The sequence below is a fragment of the Flagellimonas sp. MMG031 genome (genome assembly GCF_040112705.1).
In the GTDB taxonomy this organism is placed as follows: Bacteria; Bacteroidota; Bacteroidia; order Flavobacteriales; family Flavobacteriaceae; genus Flagellimonas.
In genome coordinates, this window is sequence record NZ_CP157804.1 from 2105183 (window position 1) to 2130199 (window position 25017).

At 38.3% G+C, this 25017-nt stretch carries 19 protein-coding genes and 2 pseudogenes; 19 read left to right on the forward strand and 2 right to left on the reverse strand.

All coding sequences use genetic code 11. The annotated features are described in order from the left end of the window. Nucleotides 1–147: 147 nt before the first annotated feature. The 16 genes and pseudogenes from gmd to ABNE31_RS09435 all read left to right on the forward strand — a co-directional run bounded on the left by gmd (nucleotide 148) and on the right by ABNE31_RS09435 (nucleotide 18144). A complete protein-coding gene (gene gmd / locus ABNE31_RS09360; RefSeq protein WP_349351020.1) occupies nucleotides 148–1272 on the forward strand; it encodes a GDP-mannose 4,6-dehydratase in 1125 nt (374 codons plus the stop codon). A 1-nt stretch (nucleotide 1273) separates the two neighbouring features. Next, nucleotides 1274–2371 (forward strand): GDP-L-fucose synthase, encoded by a 1098-nt coding sequence (locus tag ABNE31_RS09365; protein WP_349351021.1) that lies wholly within the window; start codon nucleotides 1274–1276, stop codon nucleotides 2369–2371. A gap of 68 nt (nucleotides 2372–2439) precedes the next feature. After that, nucleotides 2440–3729, forward strand: a complete 1290-nt coding sequence (locus ABNE31_RS09370; protein WP_349351022.1) for a flippase — start codon at nucleotides 2440–2442, stop codon at nucleotides 3727–3729. Between the two features lie 129 nt (nucleotides 3730–3858). Next, nucleotides 3859–5712, forward strand: a complete 1854-nt coding sequence (gene asnB, locus ABNE31_RS09375; RefSeq protein WP_349351023.1) for an asparagine synthase (glutamine-hydrolyzing) — start codon at nucleotides 3859–3861, stop codon at nucleotides 5710–5712. 465 nt (nucleotides 5713–6177) lie between these two features. Continuing rightward, a pseudogene (locus ABNE31_RS09380) lies at nucleotides 6178–6462 on the forward strand (CatB-related O-acetyltransferase); the annotation flags it as partial. A gap of 1 nt (nucleotide 6463) precedes the next feature. Beyond that, nucleotides 6464–7624 carry a glycosyltransferase gene (locus ABNE31_RS09385; RefSeq protein WP_349351024.1) on the forward strand — a complete coding sequence of 387 codons (1161 nt, stop codon included), beginning with the start codon at nucleotides 6464–6466 and terminating at the stop codon, nucleotides 7622–7624. A 76-nt stretch (nucleotides 7625–7700) separates the two neighbouring features. Beyond that, on the forward strand, nucleotides 7701–8801 hold the full coding sequence (locus tag ABNE31_RS09390; protein ID WP_349351025.1) for a hypothetical protein: 1101 nt from the start codon (nucleotides 7701–7703) through the stop codon (nucleotides 8799–8801). 91 nt (nucleotides 8802–8892) lie between these two features. Then, nucleotides 8893–9771: a glycosyltransferase family 2 protein gene (locus ABNE31_RS09395; protein WP_349351026.1), complete on the forward strand. Its 879-nt coding sequence runs from the start codon at nucleotides 8893–8895 to the stop codon at nucleotides 9769–9771. Between the two features lies 1 nt (nucleotide 9772). Beyond that, entirely contained in the window at nucleotides 9773–10894 is a 1122-nt protein-coding gene (gene wecB, locus ABNE31_RS09400) for a UDP-N-acetylglucosamine 2-epimerase (non-hydrolyzing) (RefSeq protein WP_349351027.1), read from the forward strand. Nucleotides 10895–10914: 20 nt separating this feature from the next. Beyond that, on the forward strand, nucleotides 10915–12111 hold the full coding sequence (gene wecC / locus ABNE31_RS09405; protein ID WP_349353042.1) for a UDP-N-acetyl-D-mannosamine dehydrogenase: 1197 nt from the start codon (nucleotides 10915–10917) through the stop codon (nucleotides 12109–12111). A gap of 411 nt (nucleotides 12112–12522) precedes the next feature. Beyond that, on the forward strand, nucleotides 12523–13191 hold the full coding sequence (locus ABNE31_RS09410; RefSeq protein ID WP_349351028.1) for a hypothetical protein: 669 nt from the start codon (nucleotides 12523–12525) through the stop codon (nucleotides 13189–13191). A gap of 15 nt (nucleotides 13192–13206) precedes the next feature. Then, complete coding sequence (locus ABNE31_RS09415) at nucleotides 13207–14220, forward strand: polysaccharide biosynthesis protein (RefSeq protein WP_349351029.1); 1014 nt, start codon at nucleotides 13207–13209, stop codon at nucleotides 14218–14220. After that, nucleotides 14210–14638: a hypothetical protein gene (locus ABNE31_RS09420; RefSeq protein WP_349351030.1), complete on the forward strand. Its 429-nt coding sequence runs from the start codon at nucleotides 14210–14212 to the stop codon at nucleotides 14636–14638. The genes ABNE31_RS09415 and ABNE31_RS09420 overlap by 11 nt, the downstream gene beginning before the upstream one ends. 9 nt (nucleotides 14639–14647) lie before the next feature. Next, nucleotides 14648–15790, forward strand: a complete 1143-nt coding sequence (locus ABNE31_RS09425; protein ID WP_349351031.1) for an NAD-dependent epimerase/dehydratase family protein — start codon at nucleotides 14648–14650, stop codon at nucleotides 15788–15790. A 20-nt stretch (nucleotides 15791–15810) separates the two neighbouring features. After that, on the forward strand, nucleotides 15811–16944 hold the full coding sequence (gene wecB / locus ABNE31_RS09430) for a UDP-N-acetylglucosamine 2-epimerase (non-hydrolyzing) (protein WP_349351032.1): 1134 nt from the start codon (nucleotides 15811–15813) through the stop codon (nucleotides 16942–16944). 6 nt (nucleotides 16945–16950) lie between these two features. Then, complete coding sequence (locus ABNE31_RS09435) at nucleotides 16951–18144, forward strand: glycosyltransferase family 4 protein (RefSeq protein ID WP_349351033.1); 1194 nt, start codon at nucleotides 16951–16953, stop codon at nucleotides 18142–18144. Between the two features lie 97 nt (nucleotides 18145–18241). Here the strand turns inward: ABNE31_RS09435 and ABNE31_RS09440 are convergent, their stop codons facing one another. Continuing rightward, on the reverse strand, nucleotides 18242–19570 hold the full coding sequence (locus ABNE31_RS09440; RefSeq protein ID WP_349351034.1) for a UDP-glucose/GDP-mannose dehydrogenase family protein: 1329 nt from the start codon (nucleotides 19568–19570) through the stop codon (nucleotides 18242–18244). A 158-nt stretch (nucleotides 19571–19728) separates the two neighbouring features. After that, nucleotides 19729–20754, reverse strand: a complete 1026-nt coding sequence (locus ABNE31_RS09445) for an NAD-dependent epimerase (RefSeq protein WP_349351035.1) — start codon at nucleotides 20752–20754, stop codon at nucleotides 19729–19731. Between the two features lie 390 nt (nucleotides 20755–21144). Here ABNE31_RS09445 and ABNE31_RS09450 point away from each other — a divergent pair. From ABNE31_RS09450 to ABNE31_RS09460, 3 genes and pseudogenes are all read left to right on the forward strand, one after another. After that, a pseudogene (locus ABNE31_RS09450) lies at nucleotides 21145–22277 on the forward strand (aminotransferase class I/II-fold pyridoxal phosphate-dependent enzyme). Continuing rightward, nucleotides 22274–24220 (forward strand): nucleoside-diphosphate sugar epimerase/dehydratase, encoded by a 1947-nt coding sequence (locus ABNE31_RS09455; RefSeq protein ID WP_349351036.1) that lies wholly within the window; start codon nucleotides 22274–22276, stop codon nucleotides 24218–24220. Before ABNE31_RS09450 ends, ABNE31_RS09455 begins: the two are co-directional and overlap by 4 nt. Nucleotides 24221–24235: 15 nt before the next feature. Continuing rightward, nucleotides 24236–25000 carry a polysaccharide biosynthesis/export family protein gene (locus tag ABNE31_RS09460; RefSeq protein WP_349351037.1) on the forward strand — a complete coding sequence of 255 codons (765 nt, stop codon included), beginning with the start codon at nucleotides 24236–24238 and terminating at the stop codon, nucleotides 24998–25000. The last annotated feature ends 17 nt before the right edge of the window (nucleotides 25001–25017 follow it).

Consider the following 25017-nt stretch of genomic DNA (forward strand, 5'->3'; position numbering starts at 1 on the left):
ATTAAAGGGGGGGGGGACTCCCCTTTTTTATTTTAAGTTACTTTTTTACTAATTTCTAGCTCAACAGAGTCTCCCATCCATAAAAAAAGGCATTTCATATAATATTACTTGTAAACTGTGGTTTAATACACATCTTTGTAATTAAATATGAAAACCGTGGCAAAAAAAGCATTAATTACTGGGGTCACCGGACAGGACGGGGCCTATCTTAGTGAATTTTTATTGAAAAAAGGATATGAGGTCCACGGACTTAAACGCCGTTCCTCCATGTTCAATACCGACCGAATCGATCACCTGTATCAAGATCCACATGTGGAAAACCGGAATTTTATCCTCCATTATGGGGATATGACTGATAGTACCAATCTTATCCGATTGATACAAGAAATACAACCCGACGAAATTTATAACCTAGCGGCCATGAGCCATGTTCATGTTAGTTTCGAAACTCCCGAATACACGGGTAATGCCGATGGACTAGGAACTCTTAGGGTGTTGGATGCAGTACGTATGTTGGGTCTTGGGGATAAAACAAGAATTTATCAGGCATCTACTTCAGAACTTTACGGAAAAGTTCAAGAAGTGCCACAAAGCGAGACCACACCTTTTTATCCCCGTAGTCCGTATGCCGTAGCAAAAATGTATGCATATTGGATTACAGTGAACTATCGGGAAGCCTATAATATGTACGCTTGCAATGGTATTCTTTTTAACCACGAGTCGCCCATCAGAGGTGAGACTTTTGTAACACGTAAGATTACCAGGGCCACTGCGCGTATTGCCCTTGGGTTACAGGATAAGTTTTATCTCGGGAATTTGGATGCACAAAGAGACTGGGGGCATGCCAAGGATTATGTGCGAATGATGTGGATGATTTTGCAAGCAGATGAGCCTGAGGATTGGGTTATTGCAACAGGGAAAACTACTCCAGTTCGCGAATTCGTCCGAATGAGTTTCAATGAGGTAGGTATCGAATTGGAGTTCAAGGGAGAAGGCGTGGATGAAAAAGCTTATGTAAAAGCTTGTCATAATTCGGAATATCAAATAGAAATAGGTAAGGAAGTACTGGCGGTCGACCCTCAATACTTTAGGCCAACTGAGGTAGACCTTTTGATAGGTGATCCTACCAAGGCCAATACCAAGCTGGGATGGAAACCCGAATATGACCTTAAGGGCCTTGTAAAAGATATGATGCAAAGCGACCTTAAATTGATGCAAAAGGAACAGTACCTTAAGGATGGAGGCTACCGCATCCTCAATTATTTCGAATAACATGAGGTTAGATGCAAAAATTTATGTAGCTGGTCATAGAGGTTTGGTTGGTAGTGCTCTAGTAAAAAGCTTACAATCAAAAGGATATAGCAACATTGTTTTCAGGACGCACGCTAAACTGGATTTGACAGATGCTATGGATGTATCCAGCTTTTTTGAAGAGGAAAAGCCGGAATATGTATTCTTGGCAGCAGCCAAAGTTGGTGGTATAGTAGCAAATAACCAATATCGAGCGGAGTTCATTTATGATAACTTGATGATCCAGAATAATGTGGTTCATCAGAGTTACCTTCATGGTGTGAAAAAATTGATGTTTTTGGGGAGTACCTGTATCTATCCAAAGAAATGTCCGCAGCCTATGAAGGAAGACTACTTGCTGACCGATGTTTTGGAATATACCAATGAACCCTATGCCATTGCAAAGATAGCGGGGATTAAGTTGTGCGAAAGCTACAACCTGCAGTACGGGACCAATTTTATTTCTGTGATGCCCACCAATCTTTATGGCCCCAACGATAATTTCGATTTGGAGAAATCACATGTGCTACCTGCATTGATCCGTAAAATACATTTGGGCAAAGCTTTGGAAGAGAACGATTGGAAGTTGATAGATGAAGATTTGGACCGACTGCCCATTGAAAGCATTTCAGGTTCATCTTCAAATGAATCCAAGCTGGCCGTACTCAAAAAATATGGTATTGACCAAGTGGACAAGGACAGGGTAACCGTGGAGATTTGGGGTAGTGGTAAACCTCGCAGAGAGTTCCTTTGGTCTGAGGATATGGCAGATGCTTGTGTTTTTTTAATGGAGAATAGGGATTTTACCGACACTTACAATAATAATCAAGCTGAAATTAGAAACACCCATATCAATATTGGTACGGGATCGGACGTTTCCATTGCCGAGTTGGCAAATTTGATTAAGGAACTTATTGGTTTTAAAGGAGAATTTGTTTTCAATACAGATAAACCGGATGGCACTATGGAGAAACGAACTGACATTACTAAACTTAATCAATTGGGCTGGAAACATAAGATTGGAATTAATAAAGGACTATCCCTGATGTATGATTATTATCTTCAGTTGGGAGTAGATTGATAAACCTAAATACTTAATCTCATTACATCGACTTGATAGCCAAGCTCAAAACAATATTAAGCAAAAACGTGGGTTTTGCCAGATACCTCAAAAACACCTCTTGGTTAATGGGCGAGAAGGTACTACGGTTATTGATAGCTTTGAGTGTGGGGGTATGGGTGACTCGCTATTTGGGACCGGAGCAGTTTGGAATATTGAGCTATGCCCAAAGTTTTGTGGGTATTTTTGCAGCACTTTCCTCTTTGGGACTCAACGATATAATTATCAGGGAACTGGTAAAAAATCAAGATAATAGAAATCTCATCTTAGGTTCATCTTTTGGTTTACAGACCCTCGGTTCTACAATTATAATGTTGATATTGATAATCAGCATTTATTACAATGATAATGAACCTCTAACAAATAAGATCATTATTATTCTGGGGCTTCTTACTTTCATTAATAGTTTTAATGTAATCGCATCCTATTTTCATAGTCAGGTAAAGAGTAAATTCTATGCTATCGCGGGATTGGTGGGTGTAATCATCTCTGCGCTGCTGAAGGTTTATTTGATATTGGGCAACTATTCGTTGATTTATTTTGTTTATGTACTGGCCTTCGATGTCATTTTTTTGGTAACCGGGCTGATTTGGTTCTTTAAAAAGTCTGGGGAGTCCTTGCTAAAGTGGAAATTTTCCTGGAAGACGGCAAAGGACCTTCTAAAAGATGCTTGGCCTTTAATCTTGAGTGGTATCATTGTTTCCATTTATATGAAGATAGATCAGGTGATGATAAAGGAATATCTGGGGAACGGTGAAGTAGGACAATATTCGGCAGCGGTTAGGCTTAGTGAGGCATGGTACTTTATCCCAACAATAATTTGTAGTTCGCTGTTTCCGGCAATCATCAATGCAAAGTTAAAAGACGATAAGCTATACAAAGATCGTTTGCAGCGATTGTATAATTTAATGGTGGTTCTGGGTATGGTCATCATTTTACCTGTACTAACATTGAGCGATTGGATGATTAACCTTTTGTATGGCGAGGCTTTTCAACGTTCTGCAGGAGTTTTGAACATACATATTTTAGGTAGCGTGTTTGTATTTTTGGGTGTGGCCAACCAAAAATGGTTCATCAGTGAAAATTTTCAAGCATATAATATTATATGCCTTGGTATGGGCATGGTAGCCAATATCGTTTTAAATGTGATAATGATACCCAAAATGGGAATAATGGGAGCAGCTTATGCGACTTTAATTTCCCAGTTTGTGGCATCGGTTTTGGCACCGGTATTTTTCAATAAAACAAGAAATTCATTCTTTATGATGCTCAGAGCATTGTTTTTCGTTCAGGTTTTTAAGGATGGAAAAATTGTCTAACAGCACATTGGGATAGAATCATAAAGGGCAATTTTTGTCCGTAAGTTGAGTTTTTTTATTGTCTCCATGGAATAAAATTTTCGGAGACGACATCGTAATGTAGGAATCAATCAACAAAACTAAAATATAATGTGCGGAATTTTAGGAACTGTACCTTCTTCAGAACAGGATTTATTTAAAAGAGCTCTGGATACGCTAACACATCGTGGTCCGGATAGTTATGGCATCGAGCATATTTCTGTGGATGTCTCTTTAGGCCATAGAAGGCTATCTATTTTGGATATTTCTGAAAATGGTAGCCAACCCATGATTCATGAAAGTAAACGGTATGCCATTATTTTTAATGGAGAAATTTACAACTTCCTGGAGATAAAAAAGGAGCTGGAGCAGTTGGGGCATACATTCAAGTCTTCTTCGGATACCGAGGTTTTGTTGAAATCATATAATCAGTGGGGAGAAGACTGTGTCCTAAAATTCAATGGTATGTGGGCTTTTGGAATTTGGGATGCAGAAGAAAAGAAGCTCTTTATGTCGCGTGATAGGTATGGTAAAAAACCTTTGTTCTATGCAAACATAAAGGGAAAGTTTGTTTTTGCTTCCGAAATGAAGGCTATTTTCCCCTTTATGGACAGATTGGAGGTTTCCGATGACTTTCACTGGATGAAGAAGAATATTTTCTTCTATGAGGCAACCGAGAAATGTCTTGTAAAGGGAATCAAGCGTTTTCCGGCAGGACATAGTGGACATTATGAAAGCGGTGAGTTAAAAATATATCGCTATTGGAACACGTTGGATCATTTGGTCGATGTGCCCAAGACCTATGACGAACAAGTGGAGCGCTTTAGAGAGCTCTTCATGGATTCCTGTAAACTTCGTATGCGTTCCGATGTCACCATTGGTACTGCGCTGAGTGGTGGCTTGGATAGTAGTGCTACCATTGCGGCCATGGCGAATCTGGCAAAAAACAACAATAGCTACTCGGACGATTGGCAACATGCCTTCGTGGCATCCTTTCCAGGAACTCCATTGGATGAATCACACTATGCCAAGATGGTTACGGACCATTTGGGCATAGGTGCCACATTCGTAGATATTGATCCTTTAAAACATTGGGATAAGCTTGAGCATTATTTCTATTTGTTCGAAGACTTGTATATCACATCCCCATTACCAATGATTATGCTATACGGGGCCGTAAAGCAAAATGGAACTACGGTGACATTGGATGGCCATGGAGCCGATGAGCTGTTGAGCGGTTATCAACAAGGTACATTGGAGAGTCTTTGGGATGCAAGGTTCAATGTAAAGAATACCAAGGATATCCTGAATATTTACCAAGGTTCCATAAATGAGGACAAGGTACAGTATGATCGGGTAAGCAACTGGAAACTATATCGTGATTATATGATCAGGAAGATAGGTAAAAAAATATTGGGTAAAAAGATGCCGTCCGTGGATAACGGCCATCCCAATTTCAAAAGACTGGATAACCTGTCCCAGTATCTCTACGCCATGTTCCATGAGAATATTTTACCAACTTTATTGCGCAATTACGATAGGTATGCCATGATCAATGGCGTAGAGATTCGGATGCCGTTTATGGATCATCGTATTGTAAGTTTTGTGAATTCGTTACCTTATTCAAGTAAGATTGGAAATGGGTACACCAAAAGGATTGTAAGAGACGCTCTGGACCCTTATTTACCCAAGGAAGTAACGTGGAGAAAATCAAAAATAGGATTTAGCTCCCCAATTGTGGACTGGATGCAGAACGATTTGTCCGAATGGTTTATGGATACCACCAGCTCAAATTCATTTTTACAATCGGACCTGATATCCAGCCCAAGCCAATTGAGAGATAGGATAACATCTATTGTAAATAAGGAAAATCATAATTTCACCGAAGCGCAAAAATGTTGGACAGAATTATCTCCTTACATTTGGGGCAATGCCATCTTAAAAAATAACACTGTGTCGATATAGGTGATACCTGAGAAAATTTCCTAGCTAAAAACTACCAGAGGTATGGTCAATAAGTTAAAAAAATTGGTGCTTTCAAGTTCGCTCTTAACCAAGATGGCCAATTTTTATAGACGTATCCATCTCAAAAGAACAAAAGGGATAACCTATCAAAAAGGAGCCTTTATTGGTTTCTCGGTAGCGTGCGAGGGTAAAAATGCTTTTGGTAAAAATAGTGCCATTGTTTCATCAAAAATCGGGTATGGTTCTTATTTGGCCGAAGGTGCTAAATTGGCTAAAACAAGTATAGGAAGATATTGTTCCATTGGCCCCAATGTGAATTGCATCTTTGGTAAACATCCATCCACCACATTTGTTTCGACCCACCCATCTTTTTTTGCGTTAAAGACCCCAGTGGGATTTACATATGCAAATGAACAACATTTTAAAGAATTCGCCGAACCGCATAAAGGAGGCTTCAGTATTACCATAGGCAATGATGTTTGGTTAGGTGCCAATGTGGTATTAATGGATGGTGTAAAAATAGGGGATGGCGCCATTGTAGCTGCCAATGCGTTGGTAACAAAGGATGTAGAGCCTTATGCTATTGTCGGTGGTGTTCCTGCAAAACTGATAAAGAAACGTTTCAATGATGATGAAATAGCATTTTTAGTAGAGTATAAGTGGTGGGAAAAAAGTAGAAAATGGATAGAGGAAAACGCTTCGTATTTTAGAAATATAGAAGGTTTTATGGAACATCTTAAAAATGCTTGAAATGAGAATTCCCATTGTGGTGGTCGCATATAACAGACCCAGGTCACTGACCAGATTATTGAGTTCCTTGCAAAAGGCCAAGTATCCCCATGATACAATTGATTTGATCATTAGTATCGATAAAGCTGATAACAACCAGCATGTTTTGGATTTAGCCAATGACTTTCAATGGGAGCACGGTACTAAAAAGGTAATTTATCAAGAAATAAATCTGGGACTAAGAAAACACATTTTAAAATGTGGGAATTATAGTTTGGAATACGGAGCGGTAATCGTTCTGGAGGATGACCTTTATGTGTCACCTAATTTTTATCTGTTTGCTGAACAGGCGCTTACATTCTCTACAAAAGAATCAAGCATTGGGGGAGTGTCACTGTACAATCACCAACTCAATGTACATACCCGCCAAAATTTTTCACCACATCAAGATGGTTTTGATAACTGGTATTTTCAATTTGCTTCTTCTTGGGGCCAGGCATGGACAAAACATCAGTGGACGGGGTTTATGTACTGGTACGAAAAAGAACCTGATATTGATAGTAACGAACAGGTACCCGCATATGTGAGGAGTTGGTCCCCTAAATCATGGTTAAAATATAACATTGCTTATTTGGTGGAAAAAGATAGATACTTCCTGTATCCAAAGATATCCTTGACCACAAATTTTAGCGATGCCGGTACACATGTGGGCCATGATAGTACCCTATACCAAGTTCCGCTCGATTTTGGCAAAGAAAGGGAGTATAATTTTTCCATAGTGCAAGACTCAAATGCTGTATACGATGCCTATTATGAGAATAAAAATTTGTATCAAATACTTGGATTGGAAAATGATGAATTGTGTGTGGATTTATATGGATATAAACCTTTACAGGGACAAAAGTATTTACTCTCTTCCAAAGTATTGGATTTTAAAGCAATACGGTCTTTTGGTAAATCTTTGAAACCACATGAGGATAACGTTCTTCAGTCCATAGACGGGAAGGAGCTTTTTTTATATGATACATCCATAGTAGAGCAAAACCCCAATGTACCCGATTTTGAAAGAAAGATTGCCTATAATTATAAACAAATACCATACAAATGGACCAAGAAATTGTTTTTAGTGCAATCCCGTCAAAAATTTAGTAACCTAATAAATAGATTAACTAAAAAGCGATAAAGTGCTCAAAGCGATACGAAAAATAGGAGTGCCTTTTGTGGCATTGTTCTTTGTCTACCTTTTAAATCCTTATGGGTTGAATATTTATATTGGATATCTCATTGCAGCCCTGATCGTAACTCAAAAGAGTTTTCTTGTCAAAAATGTTGATATTGGTTTTTGGCTTTTATTCGTTTTTTCCATTATCTATGCGGCCTTTTTTTCTTTCGACCCTAAGGCGGGGAATCAATACATTGTTATTTACGCTATTGTACCCGGAGCATTTTATCTTTTGGGCAAGTTTTTTGCGGAAAAGTTAAATTCCAATCAGACTAACTTGGTACTTCTACTTTTGATTTCTGCGGTAATATTTTCAATTACAGCAGTGCTATCTGTTTTTACCGATATTTTACAAAATGGGTATAATGTAGTAGATAGGAATCTACCTAATTATTGGACAGGCAATATTGTTCCTGCCACTATTATGGGTTCCTATTTTACCTTAATAATGACCTTACCCGCTTTATTGGTCCCACACTTTAAAAAGCTCCCCTTTGTAACTAAGATATTGCTTTTGGTGTATTATGCGATTGCCATGGCCTGTATTCTTAGGATTGGTAGCCGAACCCAGATAAGTATTAGCCTAATTGCATTATTGGTTTCCCTAATATACGTGATGCCAAGACAATCATTTAGACGGAACCTGATCATGTTTTTGTTATTTTTCTTGGGTATCTTTTATATAATTAACAGCGTAAGTTTTGATTTGGATCAGGACTGGTTATCGGCTTTTGCCAATAGAATGGAAGATAGTCAAGATTTGGCATCTGGCGGTGGACGTACCGATAGATGGATCAAGTCCATGGAATATTTATTTACAAAACCCTTGGGATGGAGCGAACATGAATTTGGGCATGCTCATAATCTTTGGTTTGATGTGCTGCGCATAGGTGGATTTTTGTCTTTCTTCTTTCTACTATTTTTTACAACGAAATCCTATTTAACTGTTTTTAAGGCAATTAAAAAGAAAAAGGAAGCATATGCCTTTAACAATCAAATTATCGTTTTCACCCTTGGTTTTTCATTGGTTTTTATGGTGGAACCAATACTTGAAGGAATGTTTGATTTTTTCGCCTTTTTCTGTTTTTTCATCGGAGTGGTTAAAAAATACAGTACCGATAATCCAGTAATTGAGTAAGGTTGTCCAATAAATCTTTTGCCCATGATACTTTAGCGTACTTTTATGACGTTTTTAACCTGAATTTAGCAACCTGACCATTACCCCAAAAATGAGCAAACTAGCTGTTCTTCTCACTTGTTTTAATAGAAAAGACAAAACCATTGCATCCTTAACGGCGTTATACAAAGCGTATAATAAGTTATCGCATGGCTGGGAAATGTCCATTTACCTTACCGATGATGGTTCAACTGATGGTACTTCTGAGGCAGTATCCAAAAGTTTTCCAAACGTAAAAATTTTAAAGGGAGATGGAAATTTGTTTTGGGCAGGAGGGATGCGCAATGCCTGGAGCGAAGCTTTGAAAGGCAAATACGATGCTTTTCTTTTGTTGAATGATGATACCTATGTCTATCCCCATCTTTTTGATGCCATACTAAAAACACACGAGTTCAGTAACTCCAAATATGGAATGGGGGGAATATATGTTGGTTCAACCGTTGATGCTGAAACAAAAAAAATAAGTTACGGAGGCAGTGTTTTTAAAAACCGCTTTTTGGCTAAGATGAAGCGATTGGAGCCAAAGAGCGAACCTATTCCATGTGAGTTGGGAAATGCCAATATTTTATGGGTAAGTAAAAATGTAGTTGATAAAATAGGTATGCTTGCAGACGGTTACGTTCATGGTATGGCAGATTATGATTATACCCTCAGGGCAACAAAAAAGGGGCTTCCCGTTCTTATTATGCCAGGGACCGTAGGAGAATGTATCAATGATCATAGCGACCCCTATTTGAGATTTATGAAACTATCGCTAAAGGACAGATATAAAATGCTCCATAATCCAATTGGGTTTGATTTTGTTTCTCAGACCCATCACATGAAAAAGCATTTTCCGATAAGACTACCAATATTTCTTTTAACGGGATATTTTAAAGTACTTTGCCCAAAATTATATTATCAACTCTTATATAAAAACAGAAAAAACTGATATGCGGAAAAAGAACCTCATTGTTTTTGGAACTAGACCGGAAGCCATCAAAATGGCACCCTTGGTCAAAGCATTCCAAAATTCAGATGAATTTGAAACCAAGGTATGTGTAACGGCACAACACCGTGAAATGTTGGACCAGGTTTTGGACTTTTTTGAGATAACTCCCGATTTTGATCTTGATTTAATGAAACCGGGACAAAACTTGTATGGTTTGACCGCAGCCATAATAACCAATATGCAGTCGGTTTTGGAATCCTATAAACCGGATTTTGTCTATGTACATGGAGATACCACCACCACTATGGGGTCGAGTATCGCAGGTTTTTATTCAGGGGCAAAGGTTTGTCATGTGGAAGCGGGGTTACGAACTTTTAACAAATGGGCACCCTTCCCAGAAGAAATCAATAGAAGGGTAACGGGTCATGTGGCCGATTTCCATTTTGCTCCGACTACGACCTCAAGTCAAAACTTACTGAATGAGGGCGTTGATAAAAAATCAATTTCGATTACCGGAAATACGGTAATCGATGCATTGCACGAAAGTGTGAAGCGGGTAAAAACATTGGACACCAAAGAGCTTAGTGAACTTAAGACAAAGGTTTCCTATGATAAAAAAATCATTTTGGTCACAGGCCATAGACGTGAAAATCATGGCCAGGGCTTTATCAATATTTGTCAAGCATTGAAGGAAATTGCAGAAAAATTTGACGATGTTGAAATAGTTTACCCAGTACACCTAAATCCAAAGGTTCAAAAACCGGTCTACGAATTACTGGGCGATATGGACAATATAAAATTGATCGATCCTTTGGCCTATCCTGAATTTGTTTGGTTAATGGATAAAAGCCATATAGTTATTACCGATAGTGGAGGTGTTCAGGAAGAGGCTCCGAGTTTAGGGAAACCAGTTTTGGTAATGAGGGATACCACCGAAAGGCCCGAAGCCGTTGAGGCAGGAACGGTGATTTTAGTGGGGACCGACAAGGAGAAAATTGTATCACATGCCGTTACTTTATTAACAGATAAAGATCAATATAAAATAATGAGTAAGCTTCACAACCCGTATGGCGATGGTAAAGCTTGTGAGCGTATTGTTGAATTCATGAAAAATCAAGAATAGTGTCAGAAAATAACGTAACCATGATGGGGTTGGGCTATATTGGCCTGCCCACTGCTGCTTTGATTGCAGGTAACGGGACCAAGGTACACGGAGTGGATGTTAATCCAAGGGTAGTGGATACCATTAATAGGGGTGAGGTACATATTGTAGAGCCAGATTTGGACGTAGCCGTTTCAAAAGCTGTATCAGAAGGTTTTCTAAAAGCCAGTCTTGAACCTAAACAAGCGGATACTTACCTTATTGTGGTACCAACACCGTTTAAAGAAAAGAATGAACCCGATATTTCTTATGTTGAAGCTGCGACCAAAGCTATATTACCACTATTAAAGGAGGGTGATTTGTATATCATAGAATCTACTTCCCCAATTGGCACAACTGAAAAAATGAGGGACCTAATTTTTGATCAACGTCCAGAACTTACGGATAAGATTCATATGGCCTATTGTCCAGAGCGCGTATTGCCCGGAAATGTTATGTACGAACTGGTGCACAATGATCGGGTGATTGGAGGTATAGATGCAGAATCAACTGAAAAGGCAGTTGCGTTTTATTCGGCATACGTGAAAGGCGAGTTGCACAAGACCAATGCACGTACTGCAGAAATGTGCAAACTGGTTGAAAATTCATCGCGAGATGTGCAGATCGCTTTCGCGAACGAACTTTCGCTAATATGCGACAAGGCAGATATCAATGTTTGGGAGCTGATAAAATTGGCCAATAAGCACCCTAGGGTGAATATACTACAACCAGGCTGTGGAGTAGGCGGACATTGCATTGCTGTAGACCCTTATTTTATTGTTTCCGATTATCCTATGGAATCCAAAATTATTGGTACCGCAAGGGAAATCAACAACTATAAGTCTTTTTGGTGCGCGGAAAAAGTGCAGAGTGAAAAACTAAAATTTGAACTGGAAAAAGGATATAAGCCCAAAGTTGCCCTTATGGGGCTGGCATTTAAGCCGAATATTGACGATTTACGGGAGTCTCCAGCAAAATATATTGTACAAAAAGTACTTCAAAACGTCAACAACGAAGAATATTTCATCGTTGAACCCAATATAGATTCCCACAATATTTTTAAGTTAACGGATTACAAAACCGCTTTCGAACATGCTGATATTATTGTGTACTTGGTAGCACATAATGAGTTTAAGGAACTACCCAAAAACACAGAGAAGCGTATATTGGATTTTTGCGGGGTTTTAGAAGCGAAATAGACATTACAAACTACAATCATGAACAATGTTTTAATTGTTTTGGCACAATCACTGGAGCAGCCTAGGATAGTTAAAAGGATAAACCAGAAAGCCAAGGAATATAAAAAAGTTCATGTATATGGTTTTACTAGAAATGTTCACTCTGTTCAAAATCATAAAGTCTTAGAGGAGAACGAAAACGTTGAGATTACAGTGGTTGGTCAGTTAAAGAACAACCAATATTTTCAAAGAGCTTCCATTTTTATTAAGTTATTACGACTTATTTATGCAAAATATGGTTTAAGGAAAAAATCGATCTATGTTTTTGGACTGGACCTTAGAGCTTTAAGTTTCCTTATAATCAATTCTGATGTGGATTATGAAATCAGTGACATAGTTTGGTTGTACTCAGGCAAAACTAAAAGAAAGTTGATGAGCTTTTTGGATAGGTTTCTTGCTCGTAGATCACGTAAGGTTGTATTTACGACCAAGAGTTTCTACGAGGGGTATTATAAAAAAAACGTTTCAGAGTCCCAATTGGTGGTCGAAGAAAATAAATTGGAAACCTACAATCGGGTGAGACCTATTGAAAAGATGAAATCCGACAAGCTTCGTATTGCCTACATCGGTGCTTTTAGGTACGCAGAAATAATTAAGGGTTTAACGGAGGTTGTGGCAGCGAATCAAAATATCATTTTAAATTTTTATGGAGCTACCCATGATGGCCCCATTATCCAAGGCATTAAAAAGGCGGTGAACGAAAATTCGAATATTTTTTACCACGGGCCTTTTAAAAACCCGGACGACCTAGAAAGAATTTATGGTGAAAACAACTTGAATTTTGTTGTTTACAACAATACCTTGGAAAATGAAAAAGTGGCAATGCCGAACAAATATTATGAGTCGGGTTTTTTTAATATCCCCATTGTTTGTGCAAATGACACCTATGTAGCCCAAAGGGTGTTGGAAAACAAAATGGGATGGACTATAGATACAGATAAAGAATCGATTTCAGATTTTCTGAATACAATTACCATGTCCGAATTGATGGATTGCCACGAAAGTATAAAGACATTGGATAAACAATATTTTGTAGTATAGTTAAATAATCAAAAGATGTTCAAAGACAAAACATTAATGATCACAGGGGGAACCGGATCTTTTGGAAATGCGGTACTAGATCGTTTTTTACAGACAGATATCGGTGAAATACGCATATTCAGTCGGGATGAAAAAAAGCAAGACGACATGCGTAATAGGCTCAAAAATCCAAAAATCAAGTTCTATATTGGCGATGTAAGGGATTTTAACAGTATCAATCATGCTATGAAAGGTGTGGACTATGTATTCCATGCAGCTGCATTAAAACAAGTCCCTTCATGCGAGTTCTTTCCCATAGAAGCTGCCAAAACCAACGTATTTGGCACACAGAATACCATAGATGCTGCCGTTGCCAATGGAATAAAACGAATTATTTGTTTAAGTACGGATAAGGCTGCATACCCCATTAATGCCATGGGTATAAGTAAGGCATTAATGGAAAAGGTTGCCGTTGCCGCTTCACGTAACATTCCGGGTGATGCCACTAAGGTCTGTTTAACACGCTATGGGAATGTAATGGCCTCACGGGGCTCTGTAATTCCATTGTTTGTAAACCAAATTAAAGGGGGCAATCCAATTACGGTGACAGACCCCAATATGACCCGTTTTTTGATGTCTTTGGAGGATGCGGTGGATTTGGTACTTTTCGCCTTCGAACATGGTAACCAAGGGGATTTATTTGTGAATAAGGCTCCCGCAAGTACCATTGGTGATTTGGCAGATGCCATAAAAGGGATATTTAATGCTGACAATGAAGTAAAGGTTATAGGAACTAGGCATGGTGAAAAATTGTACGAAACCCTTTGTACTCGAGAGGAAATGCAGAAAGCAGAGGATATGGGAGAGTTTTACAGGATTCCAGCGGATAACAGAGATTTGAATTATAGCAGGTATTTTTCTGAAGGGGAAAAGGATATTAGTGCTATTGAAGATTATCATTCGCACAATACCAAGCATTTAAACAACGACGAGTTAAAACGAACATTGCTGAATCTGGATTTTATCAAAGAACAGTTGAATGCAGAATAATCTTGTGATTGCGGGAGATAACTTTCAAGATGAAAGAGGAGAAATGCGTTTTTTTAACACGCTCAATATGAGTGAAATTGTGCGTTTTTACGAAATATTACCAGCAAATCAAGATATGATCAGAGGATGGCAGGGCCATCAGCATGAGAAAAAATGGTTTTATTGCGTATCGGGTAGTTTTATAATAAATATAATCGAAATCAATGATTTTAACAACCTTTCGGACGACTTGACTCCAACAAGAATTGAACTGGATGCATCAAATCCCAAAATCATTGCTGTTCCCGGAGGTTTTGTAACAGGCATAAAGGCATCGTCCAATTATGCTAGACTACAGGTGTTTTCGAACGCTGCTCTCAATAAATCAAAAGATGATGATTTTAGGTTCCCATTGGATCAATGGTCAGCCGAATGGTAAATTAGTAAGATGGAAAAACATAAAATTGGAATTACAGGTCAAGCAGGGTTTATCGGAAACCATCTATATACCACTTTGTCCTTAAGGCAGGATGTGGAATTGGTCAATTTTGAACGTTCCCTTTTTGAAAATATTGAAATGTTATCCAAGTTCGTTTCAGAATGCGATACCATAATCCATTTAGCGGCCATGAACCGGCACGAGGACCCTAAAGTGATCTATAATACCAATCTAAAATTGGTCGATGATTTAATCGCTGCTTGTGAAATATCCAAGGTTACACCACATATTATTTTTTCATCATCGTCACAAGAATTAAAGGACAACCTTTATGGGCAATCAAAAAAGGAGGGCAAAGAGAAGTTTATGGCATGGGCAGCGGAAACAGGAGGAAAGTTATCCTCCTTGACCATACCTAATGTATTTGGCCCGTTCGGGAGACCAAATTATAATTCCGTAGTGGCGACTTTTTGTCATAAGGTGGCAAACAATGAGAAACCGACTATTCTTAATGATGGTGAAGTTGGTTTGATATATATCAATGATCTGGTTCAAGTTTTTATTGACACTATTTTTGGCGACCAATCATCCAAACCCCTAAACAACAACAGTTTTGAAGTTGAAATTGAGCCCAACCATTACATTAAGGTCTCTAGGATATTGGAATTGTTGAACGGTTTTAAATCCAACTATATGGAAAAAGGAGTTTTTCCGAATTTGGAAGACCATTTCGAAAAGTCACTGTTCAACACCTTCAGGTGCTATATCCCAGAATCGCATTACCCCGTAAAATATACCAAACATACTGATCCAAGAGGTAGTTTTGTAGAGATTGCCAGAACCAGGACTTCTGGACAGTTTTCATTTTCCACCACTGTTCCTGGGATAACAAGGGGAAATCATTTTCATACCAGAAAGGCTGAACGCTTTGCTGTGATAAGTGGAAAGGCCAGGATTCAATTGCGCAAAATTGGAACCGATGAAGTCATCAATTATGATTTGGACGGTAAGGAACCTGCCTATGTGGATATGCCTATCTGGCATACCCATAATATAACCAATACAGGGGATGAAGAATTGATCACATTGTTTTGGATCAATGAACCCTATGATCCGGAGGATGCCGATACCTATTTTGAAAATGTTGAATAACAAACCATAAAACATTCATTTTGAAAAAGCTTAAAGTTTTAACCGTCGTCGGAACAAGACCAGAGATTATACGCTTGGCATGCGTTTTAAATGCTTTGGATGCCAACAAAGCCATTGAGCATACATTGGTGCATACAGGACAGAACTACGATTACGAGCTCAACGAAATATTCTTTGAAGATTTTGGTATCCGAAAACCCGATTACTTTTTGGGTGCCGCGGGAAAAAATGCTACCGAAACCGTCGGAAATATTCTAATCAAAATAGATCCGTTATTGGAGAAGATTGATCCGGACGCATTTTTGGTACTAGGGGATACCAACTCTTGTTTGTGCGCTATACCTGCTAAAAAACGAAAAATTCCTGTTTTCCATATGGAAGCAGGAAATCGTTGTTTTGATCAAAGAGTGCCAGAGGAAACCAATAGAAAAATAGTGGACCATGTGGCGGATATTAACCTAACCTATAGCGATATAGCACGAGAATATTTACTGCGTGAAGGACTTCCGCCCGATAGAGTTATAAAAACGGGTAGTCCAATGTTTGAGGTGTTAAATCAGTTCAAAAGTAAAATTGAAGCTTCTACTGTTTTGAAAGATCTTGGACTCGAAAAAGAGAAATATTTTGTCGTTTCCTCCCACCGTGAAGAAAATATCAGCAATCCAAAAAATTTCGAAGGATTGATAGAATCTTTGAATCAGATTGCCGAAAAATATGATTATCCAGTAATCGTATCGACCCATCCAAGGACACGGAATATGCTCGATTCCAAAAATGTGAAGACACATAAGAACATCCAGTTTTTAAAACCTTTAGGCTTTTCAGATTATAATGCACTGCAAATAAACTCCTTTGCAGTATTGTCGGACAGTGGAACAATCTCGGAAGAGTCTTCCATTTTAAACTTCAGGGCGTTAAATATAAGAGAGGCCCATGAGCGTCCCGAAGCTATGGAGGAGGCATCAGTGATGATGGTTGGACTGAATCCAGAAAGAATTTTGCAGGGCTTGACCGCATTGGAAGTGCAGGAAAGAAGTCCCAAAAGAAATTTCAGGGAGGTAACAGACTACACTATGCCCAACCTAAGTGAGAAAGTAGTTCGTATTATTATCTCTTATGTGGACTACATCAACCGAGTTGTTTGGTCGAAATAGTTTTCTATGAAGAAGAAAGTTCTTTTTTTGGCACTGGGATATCCCAATGTAGCAAAGTCCACCATTCTATATACGGACTTAATGCAGGAGTTTGGCGAGAAGGGTCACGATGTCTTGGTTGTAGCGCCCGCTTACGAAAAGGGTAATTATGGTTGTAGGGTAGAGGGTAATGTGAAAGTATTGCGGGTAAAAACCCTACCACTGTTTAAGGTGGGAGCCATAAAAAAAGGTATTGCAAACCTGTTACTGCCTTATCAATATAAGCGAGCCATAAAGAAAAACGGTAACCTGGACTTTGACCTGGTAATTTTACCTACACCACCTATTACCTTGTTTTCGGTAGCCTCTTGGTTAAAAGCTAAAACAAAAGCAAAAATCTACCTGATTTTACGGGATATTTTTCCCCAAAATGCTGTGGACCTAAAAATGATGAAAGAAGATGGTTTATTCCATCGGTATTTTAGAAAACAAGAGCTAAAGTTATATCAATTAGCCGATGCGATTGGGTGTATGTCGAAAGCGAACATTGCATATGTTGAAGAGCATAACCCAACTCTTGATCGTTCAAAATTACATTTATTGCCAAATTGGGAAAAAATACCAGCTCCCATTTCTAAAGATGGAATTGAAGAGGTCAGTTCCAAATTGGGTGTTTCGGACAAATTCATGGCCATTTTTGGTGGAAACTTGGGTAAACCACAACAGTTGGAGAACATTGTTCAGTTGGCAAAAAGCTGTGAAGATATCGATGATGTTTTCTTTTTGATTTTGGGGAGCGGCACGGAGAGTGAACGCGTACGAGAATTGATTTCGAAAAATAATCTTACCAACATAAGGTTGGTGGACCGTGTTCCCAAAAAAGAATATGTTCAGATCTTGGCTGCGACGGATGTTGGACTTATTTCGTTAAGTGAAAAATTTACCATACCTAATTTTCCGTCTAAGGTGCTAACCTATTTTGGTCTTAAAAAGCCTGTGTTGGCATCATTGGATTTAAGCACAGACTTTGGACAGATGTTGGATGAGACTAAATCTGGTCTATGGTCCAAAGCTGGAGATATTGATGCCTTTAAAAAGAATTTGTTGTGGATGTACAATAACAGGGAGAAGGCCATGAAAATGGGACAAAACGGATATGATTACATGAAAAACCATTTAACACCGGAGAAGGCCTATAACACCATAATGGAAAACACATAGGTATAGCGGCTGGATAAACAAGGTAAAAGCCTGCTCATTAAAGCAGGCTTTTTGCTATTTGAAAATTTAAACAACTTAAATAAAATCGTGGAACTGATTACCTTTTGCCTATTTGATAATAGATAAAGCCAAGGTTTTCCAGCCTTTCTGCGTCAAATTGATTTCTTCCATCAAAAATGACAGGTTCTTTTAATGTAGACTTCATTTCTCCAAAATCAGGGGAGCGAAATTCTTTCCATTCTGTCAGTAACAATAATGCGTCAGCTTCTTTCAACGCTTCATATTTAGAATCGGCATAGGTTAACCCTTCAACATCTTTTAAATAGAAGGATTTCGCTTCATGTATGGCCTTAGGATCGTAAGCCTGTATTTTTGCTCCAAGAGCGGTTAATTTTTTAATGATATAAATGGATGGTGCTTCTCTCATATCGTCCGTTCCTGGCTTGAATGAAAGACCCCATATAGCAAAGGTTTTTCCAGAAAGATCCTTGCCAAAATGATTGATTACTTTGTCAGCTATAACAAATTTTTGTCTATCATTTACATCTTCTACGGCATTGAGCAATTGTGCTTCATATCCGTTTTGTTCGGCGGTTTTTTTAAGGGCTTTTACATCTTTTGGAAAACAAGACCCACCATATCCGCTTCCTGGGTAGATAAAACTATATCCAATACGGCTATCCGAACCGATGCCGATTCGCACCTTATTCACATCGGCCCCGACTAATTCACAAATATTGGCCACTTCGTTCATAAAAGATATTTTGGTGGCGAGCATGGCATTTGCGACGTATTTTGTCATTTCCGCAGAACGCACATCCATTACCAACATACGGTCCATGCTACTTCTAAAGAAAGGGGCATACAATCTGCGCATGGTTTCGGCTGTTTTTTTGTCTTCAGTACCAACAACGACACGATCTGGTTTCATGAAGTCACTGATGGCATCCCCTTCTTTAAGGAACTCAGGATTGGAAACAACATGGAATTCTATGTTTTCGCCTCTGTTGGCAAGTTCTTTGGCAATTGCAGATTTAACTTTGTCGGCAGTTCCAACAGGAACTGTGGATTTATCCACAACAATCAATGGTGTGGTCATATGTTGACCAATTTCTTTGGCCACTTGAAGAACGTATTGCAAGTCTGCAGACCCATCCTCTCCCATTGGTGTGCCCACCGCGATAAAAACCATGTCACAATCGTGTAGACACTCTTTTAATTGCGTTTGAAAATGTAGAGTTTTATTGGCAACATTGCGTACGACCATGGGTTCAAGGCCAGGTTCGTAAATGGGAACAATCCCATTTTTTAAGTTTTCGATTTTACCCTTGTCTATATCAACACATGTAACCGTATTTCCCATTTCTGCAAAACAAGTTCCGGTTACAAGACCAACATATCCAGTGCCTACTATTGTTAATTTCATGCTTTTTTACATGTTTTTTTAGTGGAATACTTTCTTCTATAAATAGATTTACAAATATGCGACAAACCTATAAAAGGGTTTTAGGCTTCTAGATAAACTTTTCATAAAACAGATAAAGTGTAATTTCCCAAAATAAAATGGTGTATTTGTCTTTGATATTATCGACCATAATAACCTTTATACCATTGGATGAATTCATCCACCCCAACTTTTACAGGCGTAGATGGTTCATAATTGTAATCTTTTTTCAATCCCGTTACATCTGCCCAGGTCCGTTTAACATCTCCGGCTTGCATAGGCAGCATTTCTTTGGTTACTTTTTTATCAAGAGAGACTTCAATAGTCTCAATAAAATCCAATAACCTCACGGATTTACTGTTTCCGATATTGTATAGATGATAGGGCTCACTATCACTGTACGCATCGGTGTAATGGTCCTCTAAAATATGAATCACACCTTCCACAATATCATCGATGTAAGTAAAATCTCTTTCTAAATCCCCATTATTAAAAACCTTGATAGGCTCATCATTAATAATTGCCTTGGTGAACAAGAACATGGCCATATCGGGCCTGCCCCAAGGGCCATATACCGTAAAGAACCGCAAACCTGTTGTTCTTAAGCCATATAAGTGGCTATAAGTGTGCGCCATCAATTCATTGCTCTTTTTTGAAGCAGCATATAGACTAACAGGATGATCTACTGAATCTGAGATTGCAAAAGGAACTTTTTTGTTTAAACCATAAACACTGGAACTACTCGCATATACCAAATGCTCCACATTATAATGCCGACAACACTCCAAAATATTGAAAAAGCCTACGATGTTGCTTTCGATGTAAGCGGTTGGGTTTTTTATACTGTAGCGGACACCTGCTTGGGCGGCAAGATGGCATACAACATCAAACTTTTCCTTTTTGAAAAGTTGACCGAGATATTCTTTATCCTGAACATCCATGCGAACAAAACGAAAATTATCCAAAGATTCGCTACGGGTTATCTCTTTGAATTTTTTTGCACTATCTGAATTTATTCCCAATTGATTTAATCGGCCAAGCTTTAGATTAACATCATAGTAATCATTCAAATTGTCTAGCCCGAATACAGAATGTCCGTGTTCCATCAATTTCTTTGAAACATGAAAACCAATAAAGCCTGCAGCACCTGTTACCAAAATTTTCATACCACTTATTATGTATCAAATCTAAAGAATTATTAATTCCCGAGCGAAGCATAATTTGTGAAGGATGTTTATGAACGAAATCACTTGGTTTAAACATAACAAGAACAAGATATAAATACTTAATTATTAGATTTTTAAGACTACTTTTTTAAAAATTAAAAAAGCAACTTCACCTTAAATATCTTTCGGTTTTCATTGTCCACTACTTAAAATGCCACACATTTTCATTACCCAAAATCTGATTGAAAAATCATCATTAACAAGCACTTAATCGATTATTTTTTGCCTTTGGCGAATAGTATTCAAAAATAATCCGACAGCATGATTTTCCTCTTACTTTTACTAGGGAGAAATAAAATTCCTTCCTACTTATATCAACCCAAAACCGAAATGAAAACTGTAGTATTGAAGAAAATTTGGTTATCGCCACCACATATGGGTGGAAACGAGGAAACCTATGTAAAAGAAGCTTTTGATACTAATTGGATTGCTCCCTTGGGACCGAATGTCCAGCAATTTGAAAAATCCATACAAGACTTTGTGAAAAATGATGTCCATGCAGCTTGTCTGAGCTCGGGTACAAGTGCCATACATTTGGGCTTGGAGATTCTCGGAGTTGGTCAAGGAGATGAAGTAATATGTCAAAGCTTCACTTTTGCGGCATCGGCAAACCCAATAACCTATTTGGGAGCATCACCCATTTTTGTGGATAGTGAAGAGGAAACTTGGAACATATCACCGGTTCTCTTGGAAGAGGCCATCAAAGATAGAATGGACAAAGGAAAAAAACCAAAAGCCATTGTTGCAGTACATTTATATGGAATGCCATACAAGGTAGATGAGGTCCATGCCATAGCAAGAAAATATGAAATTCCAGTAATAGAGGATAGTGCAGAGGCTTTAGGTAGTTCTTACAGAGGATTTAATTGTGGTAGTTTTGGTGAAATAGGTATTTTATCTTTTAATGGAAACAAAATCATTACTACTTCGGGTGGTGGAGCTCTCCTTTGCAAAGATTTAAAAATAAAAGAGAAAGCAATTTTTTTGGCAACTCAGGCCAGAGATAATGCACCTCATTATCAGCATTCGCATATTGGATATAATTATAGGATGAGTAACGTACTGGCTGGCATTGGTCGCGGACAAATGGAAGTTCTTGAAAACAGGGTGAAGGCAAGACGCCAAAATTTTGAATTTTACAAAGAAAATCTATCAGCATTACCAGAATTGAATTAGTCAACGAACCAGCAGGTAGTTACTCCAATCGATGGTTAACCTGTATACTGACCCCTTCTTTTGATGTGCGGGAAAAAATAAGAATGGCTCTTGAAAGTGAGAATATTGAATCAAGACCATTATGGAAGCCAATGCACTTACAGCCGGTTTTCTGTGATAATGTTTCGTTTGAGAACGGAGTAAGTAAAGCTCTTTTTGAAAGAGGTCTATGCTTGCCCAGTGGTTCCAGTCTAGAGATTGAAGATTTGGAAAGAGTTTGTGGAATCATTAAAAACATATTCAAATGATCAAGGAATTCTTTTTTAGAACCGGTAGGCGTTACGCCTCAAAATGGACGGTACTTTTAATTGACCTTGGTATTGTTTCGTTTTCGTTTATATTGGCTTATTTTATAAGATTCAACCTGAGTTTTAATTTCGATGTACAGCGTTTATGGACTCAACTTCCTATAGTTGTTCTCTTGTTTTTAGTTGCTTTTTTAATCTCTGGGAGTTACAAGGGGGTTGTTAGGCATACAGGCATTAAAGATGTTTATGCCATTTTCAACGCAGTTTGTTTGGCCAGTATAGGGGCTATTGCCGTAGTATTGGCGAATCGATATATGCAATTGGTAGATGGGTTTACAATTCCACTTTCAATCATCATCATTAATAGTCTGTTGACCTTTATTGCCCTTTCTGCGTCCAGATATGTTTTTAAAATCGCTTTTGAAAGCTTAATGAACAGAGGAAGGACCCCATCAAAAAACCTCATCATCTATGGTGCTGGGGAGTCTGGGATTATTACATATAATACCTTGACCAATCATTCCAAAATGGGAGTTAAGGTCATTGGTTTTGTAGACAATAACCTTCAGAAGGTAGGTAAACAGATAAATGGGGTGAAAGTATTCGATAAATCTATTCTTACCGAAGACTTTGTAAAGTTCAATAACATTTCTGAAGTAATTTTTTCTATTCAGACCATCAATCCAAAACAGCTTAGGACGTTGGTCAATGAAATTGTTGACCTGCCCGTTAAAGTTAAAATCGTACCTCCTGTTGAGGATTGGATAAATGGGGAGCTAAAGGTGTCTCAGATCAAAAGAGTACAAATTGAAGATCTTCTAGATAGGCCACCGATTGAAATTAAGAATAGCAAAATTGAAAAAGATTTTGATGACAAGGTGATTATGGTTACCGGCGGGGCCGGATCTATTGGCAGTGAACTGGTACGTCAGATTTGCAAATACAATTACCGATCGTTAATAGTAATCGATCAAGCCGAGTCCGCTCTTTACGATTTGCAACAGGAGTTAAAACAAGCAGGTTATTTCAATTTTGTTCCTATTGTAAGTGATATTCGGGATAAGAATAAAATGCGTGTTCTGTTCGAACAGTACCAACCCAATAGAATATTCCATGCAGCTGCTTATAAACATGTTCCCCTTATGGAGCAGAATCCTTATGAGGCTGTTAAAATTAATGTAGCAGGTACCAAGACCATTGTTGATCTAGCGTCGGAATATGAAGTGGAAAAGTTTGTCTTCGTTTCCACGGATAAGGCGGTAAACCCAACCAATATCATGGGAGCCACCAAACGTATTGCCGAGATGTATATTAGCTGTAGACAGCAAGAGGGCAAAACCAAATTCATCACTACCCGATTTGGGAATGTACTTGGCTCCAATGGTTCGGTAATACCATTGTTTAGAAAACAAATTGAAAAAGGCGGTCCACTTACGGTTACCCATAAGGATATCACCAGATATTTCATGACTATACCAGAAGCATCACAATTAGTTTTGGAGGCCGGCGCAATGGGCAAAGGAGGTGAAATCTTTATATTTGATATGGGTGAATCAGTAAAGATCATGGATTTGGCCAAGAATATGATTCGACTTTCGGGATTACATTATCCGGATGATATTGACATAAAAATAACCGGATTAAGACCAGGTGAAAAATTATATGAGGAGCTTTTGGCCAATGGTGAAAATACACTGCCCACTTACCATGATAAAATAATGATAAGTAAGGTTCGGGACATTGATTACAATAAGGTGCGCAACATGATTGATGAACTTTGTATTTCCAATCTTTTCTTTAAGGATAATGTGGTTCAACTTATGAAAAGTATTGTTCCAGAATATATTTCCAACAATTCTGATTTTTGTAAATTGGACAAAAAGAATTCAAATAAGGAGATTAAAAAATCTTCAGAGATTGAATATCCTCAACTCAACAACTAAAAAATGTATATTTCCATGCGCCAAAATATCAAATGGGTGTGTTATTTAGTAATTTCATGCCTAATTTTTTCTTGCACATCTTCAAAAGATGTAGTCTATTTTCAAGATGCCAGTCAATTCGAAACTTTAGTGGACGACAATACCTTTACAACAAAGTTTAAAGTGGATGATTTGGTCAGTATAAATGTGTCCACTTTGGATCCCGAAGCTAGTGCACCTTTTAACCTTTTTAGAGGAGCAGAGGAGGGGGGAATTCGTCCGGAACAAGTAAATTACTTGGTGGACAAGAACGGTGAGATAGATTTTCCGGTTATAGGAAAAGTTAAGATTGAAGGACTTTCCCCAAGTGAAACTAGAGAGTTATTAAGAGAAAAACTCAAGGACTACTTAAAAGACCCTATAATCAACATAAGAATTAGGAATTTTACGGTAACGGTTCTGGGATCAGTCAACAGACCAGGGACTTATCCGATCAACGGCGAGCAAATTTCTATAATGGAAGCTTTGGGCTATGCTGGCGATATCAATATAAAGGGTAGGCGAGACAATGTGATGGTTATTAGGGACTTCGACGGTACCAAAGTGTACAATCGTATAAACCTTAACAGCAAGGACGCACTTAAATCCCCGGTTTATTACCTTACCCAAAATGATGTTGTCTATGTGGAGCCCAACAAATCTGGGAAAACCCAATCCAGTTTGGACCAAAGAGCAACGATTGCCATTTCTATAATTTCAACCTTGATTACTTCTACAGTAATTCTATTGACAAGAAATTAATTTTAACCTACTATTAT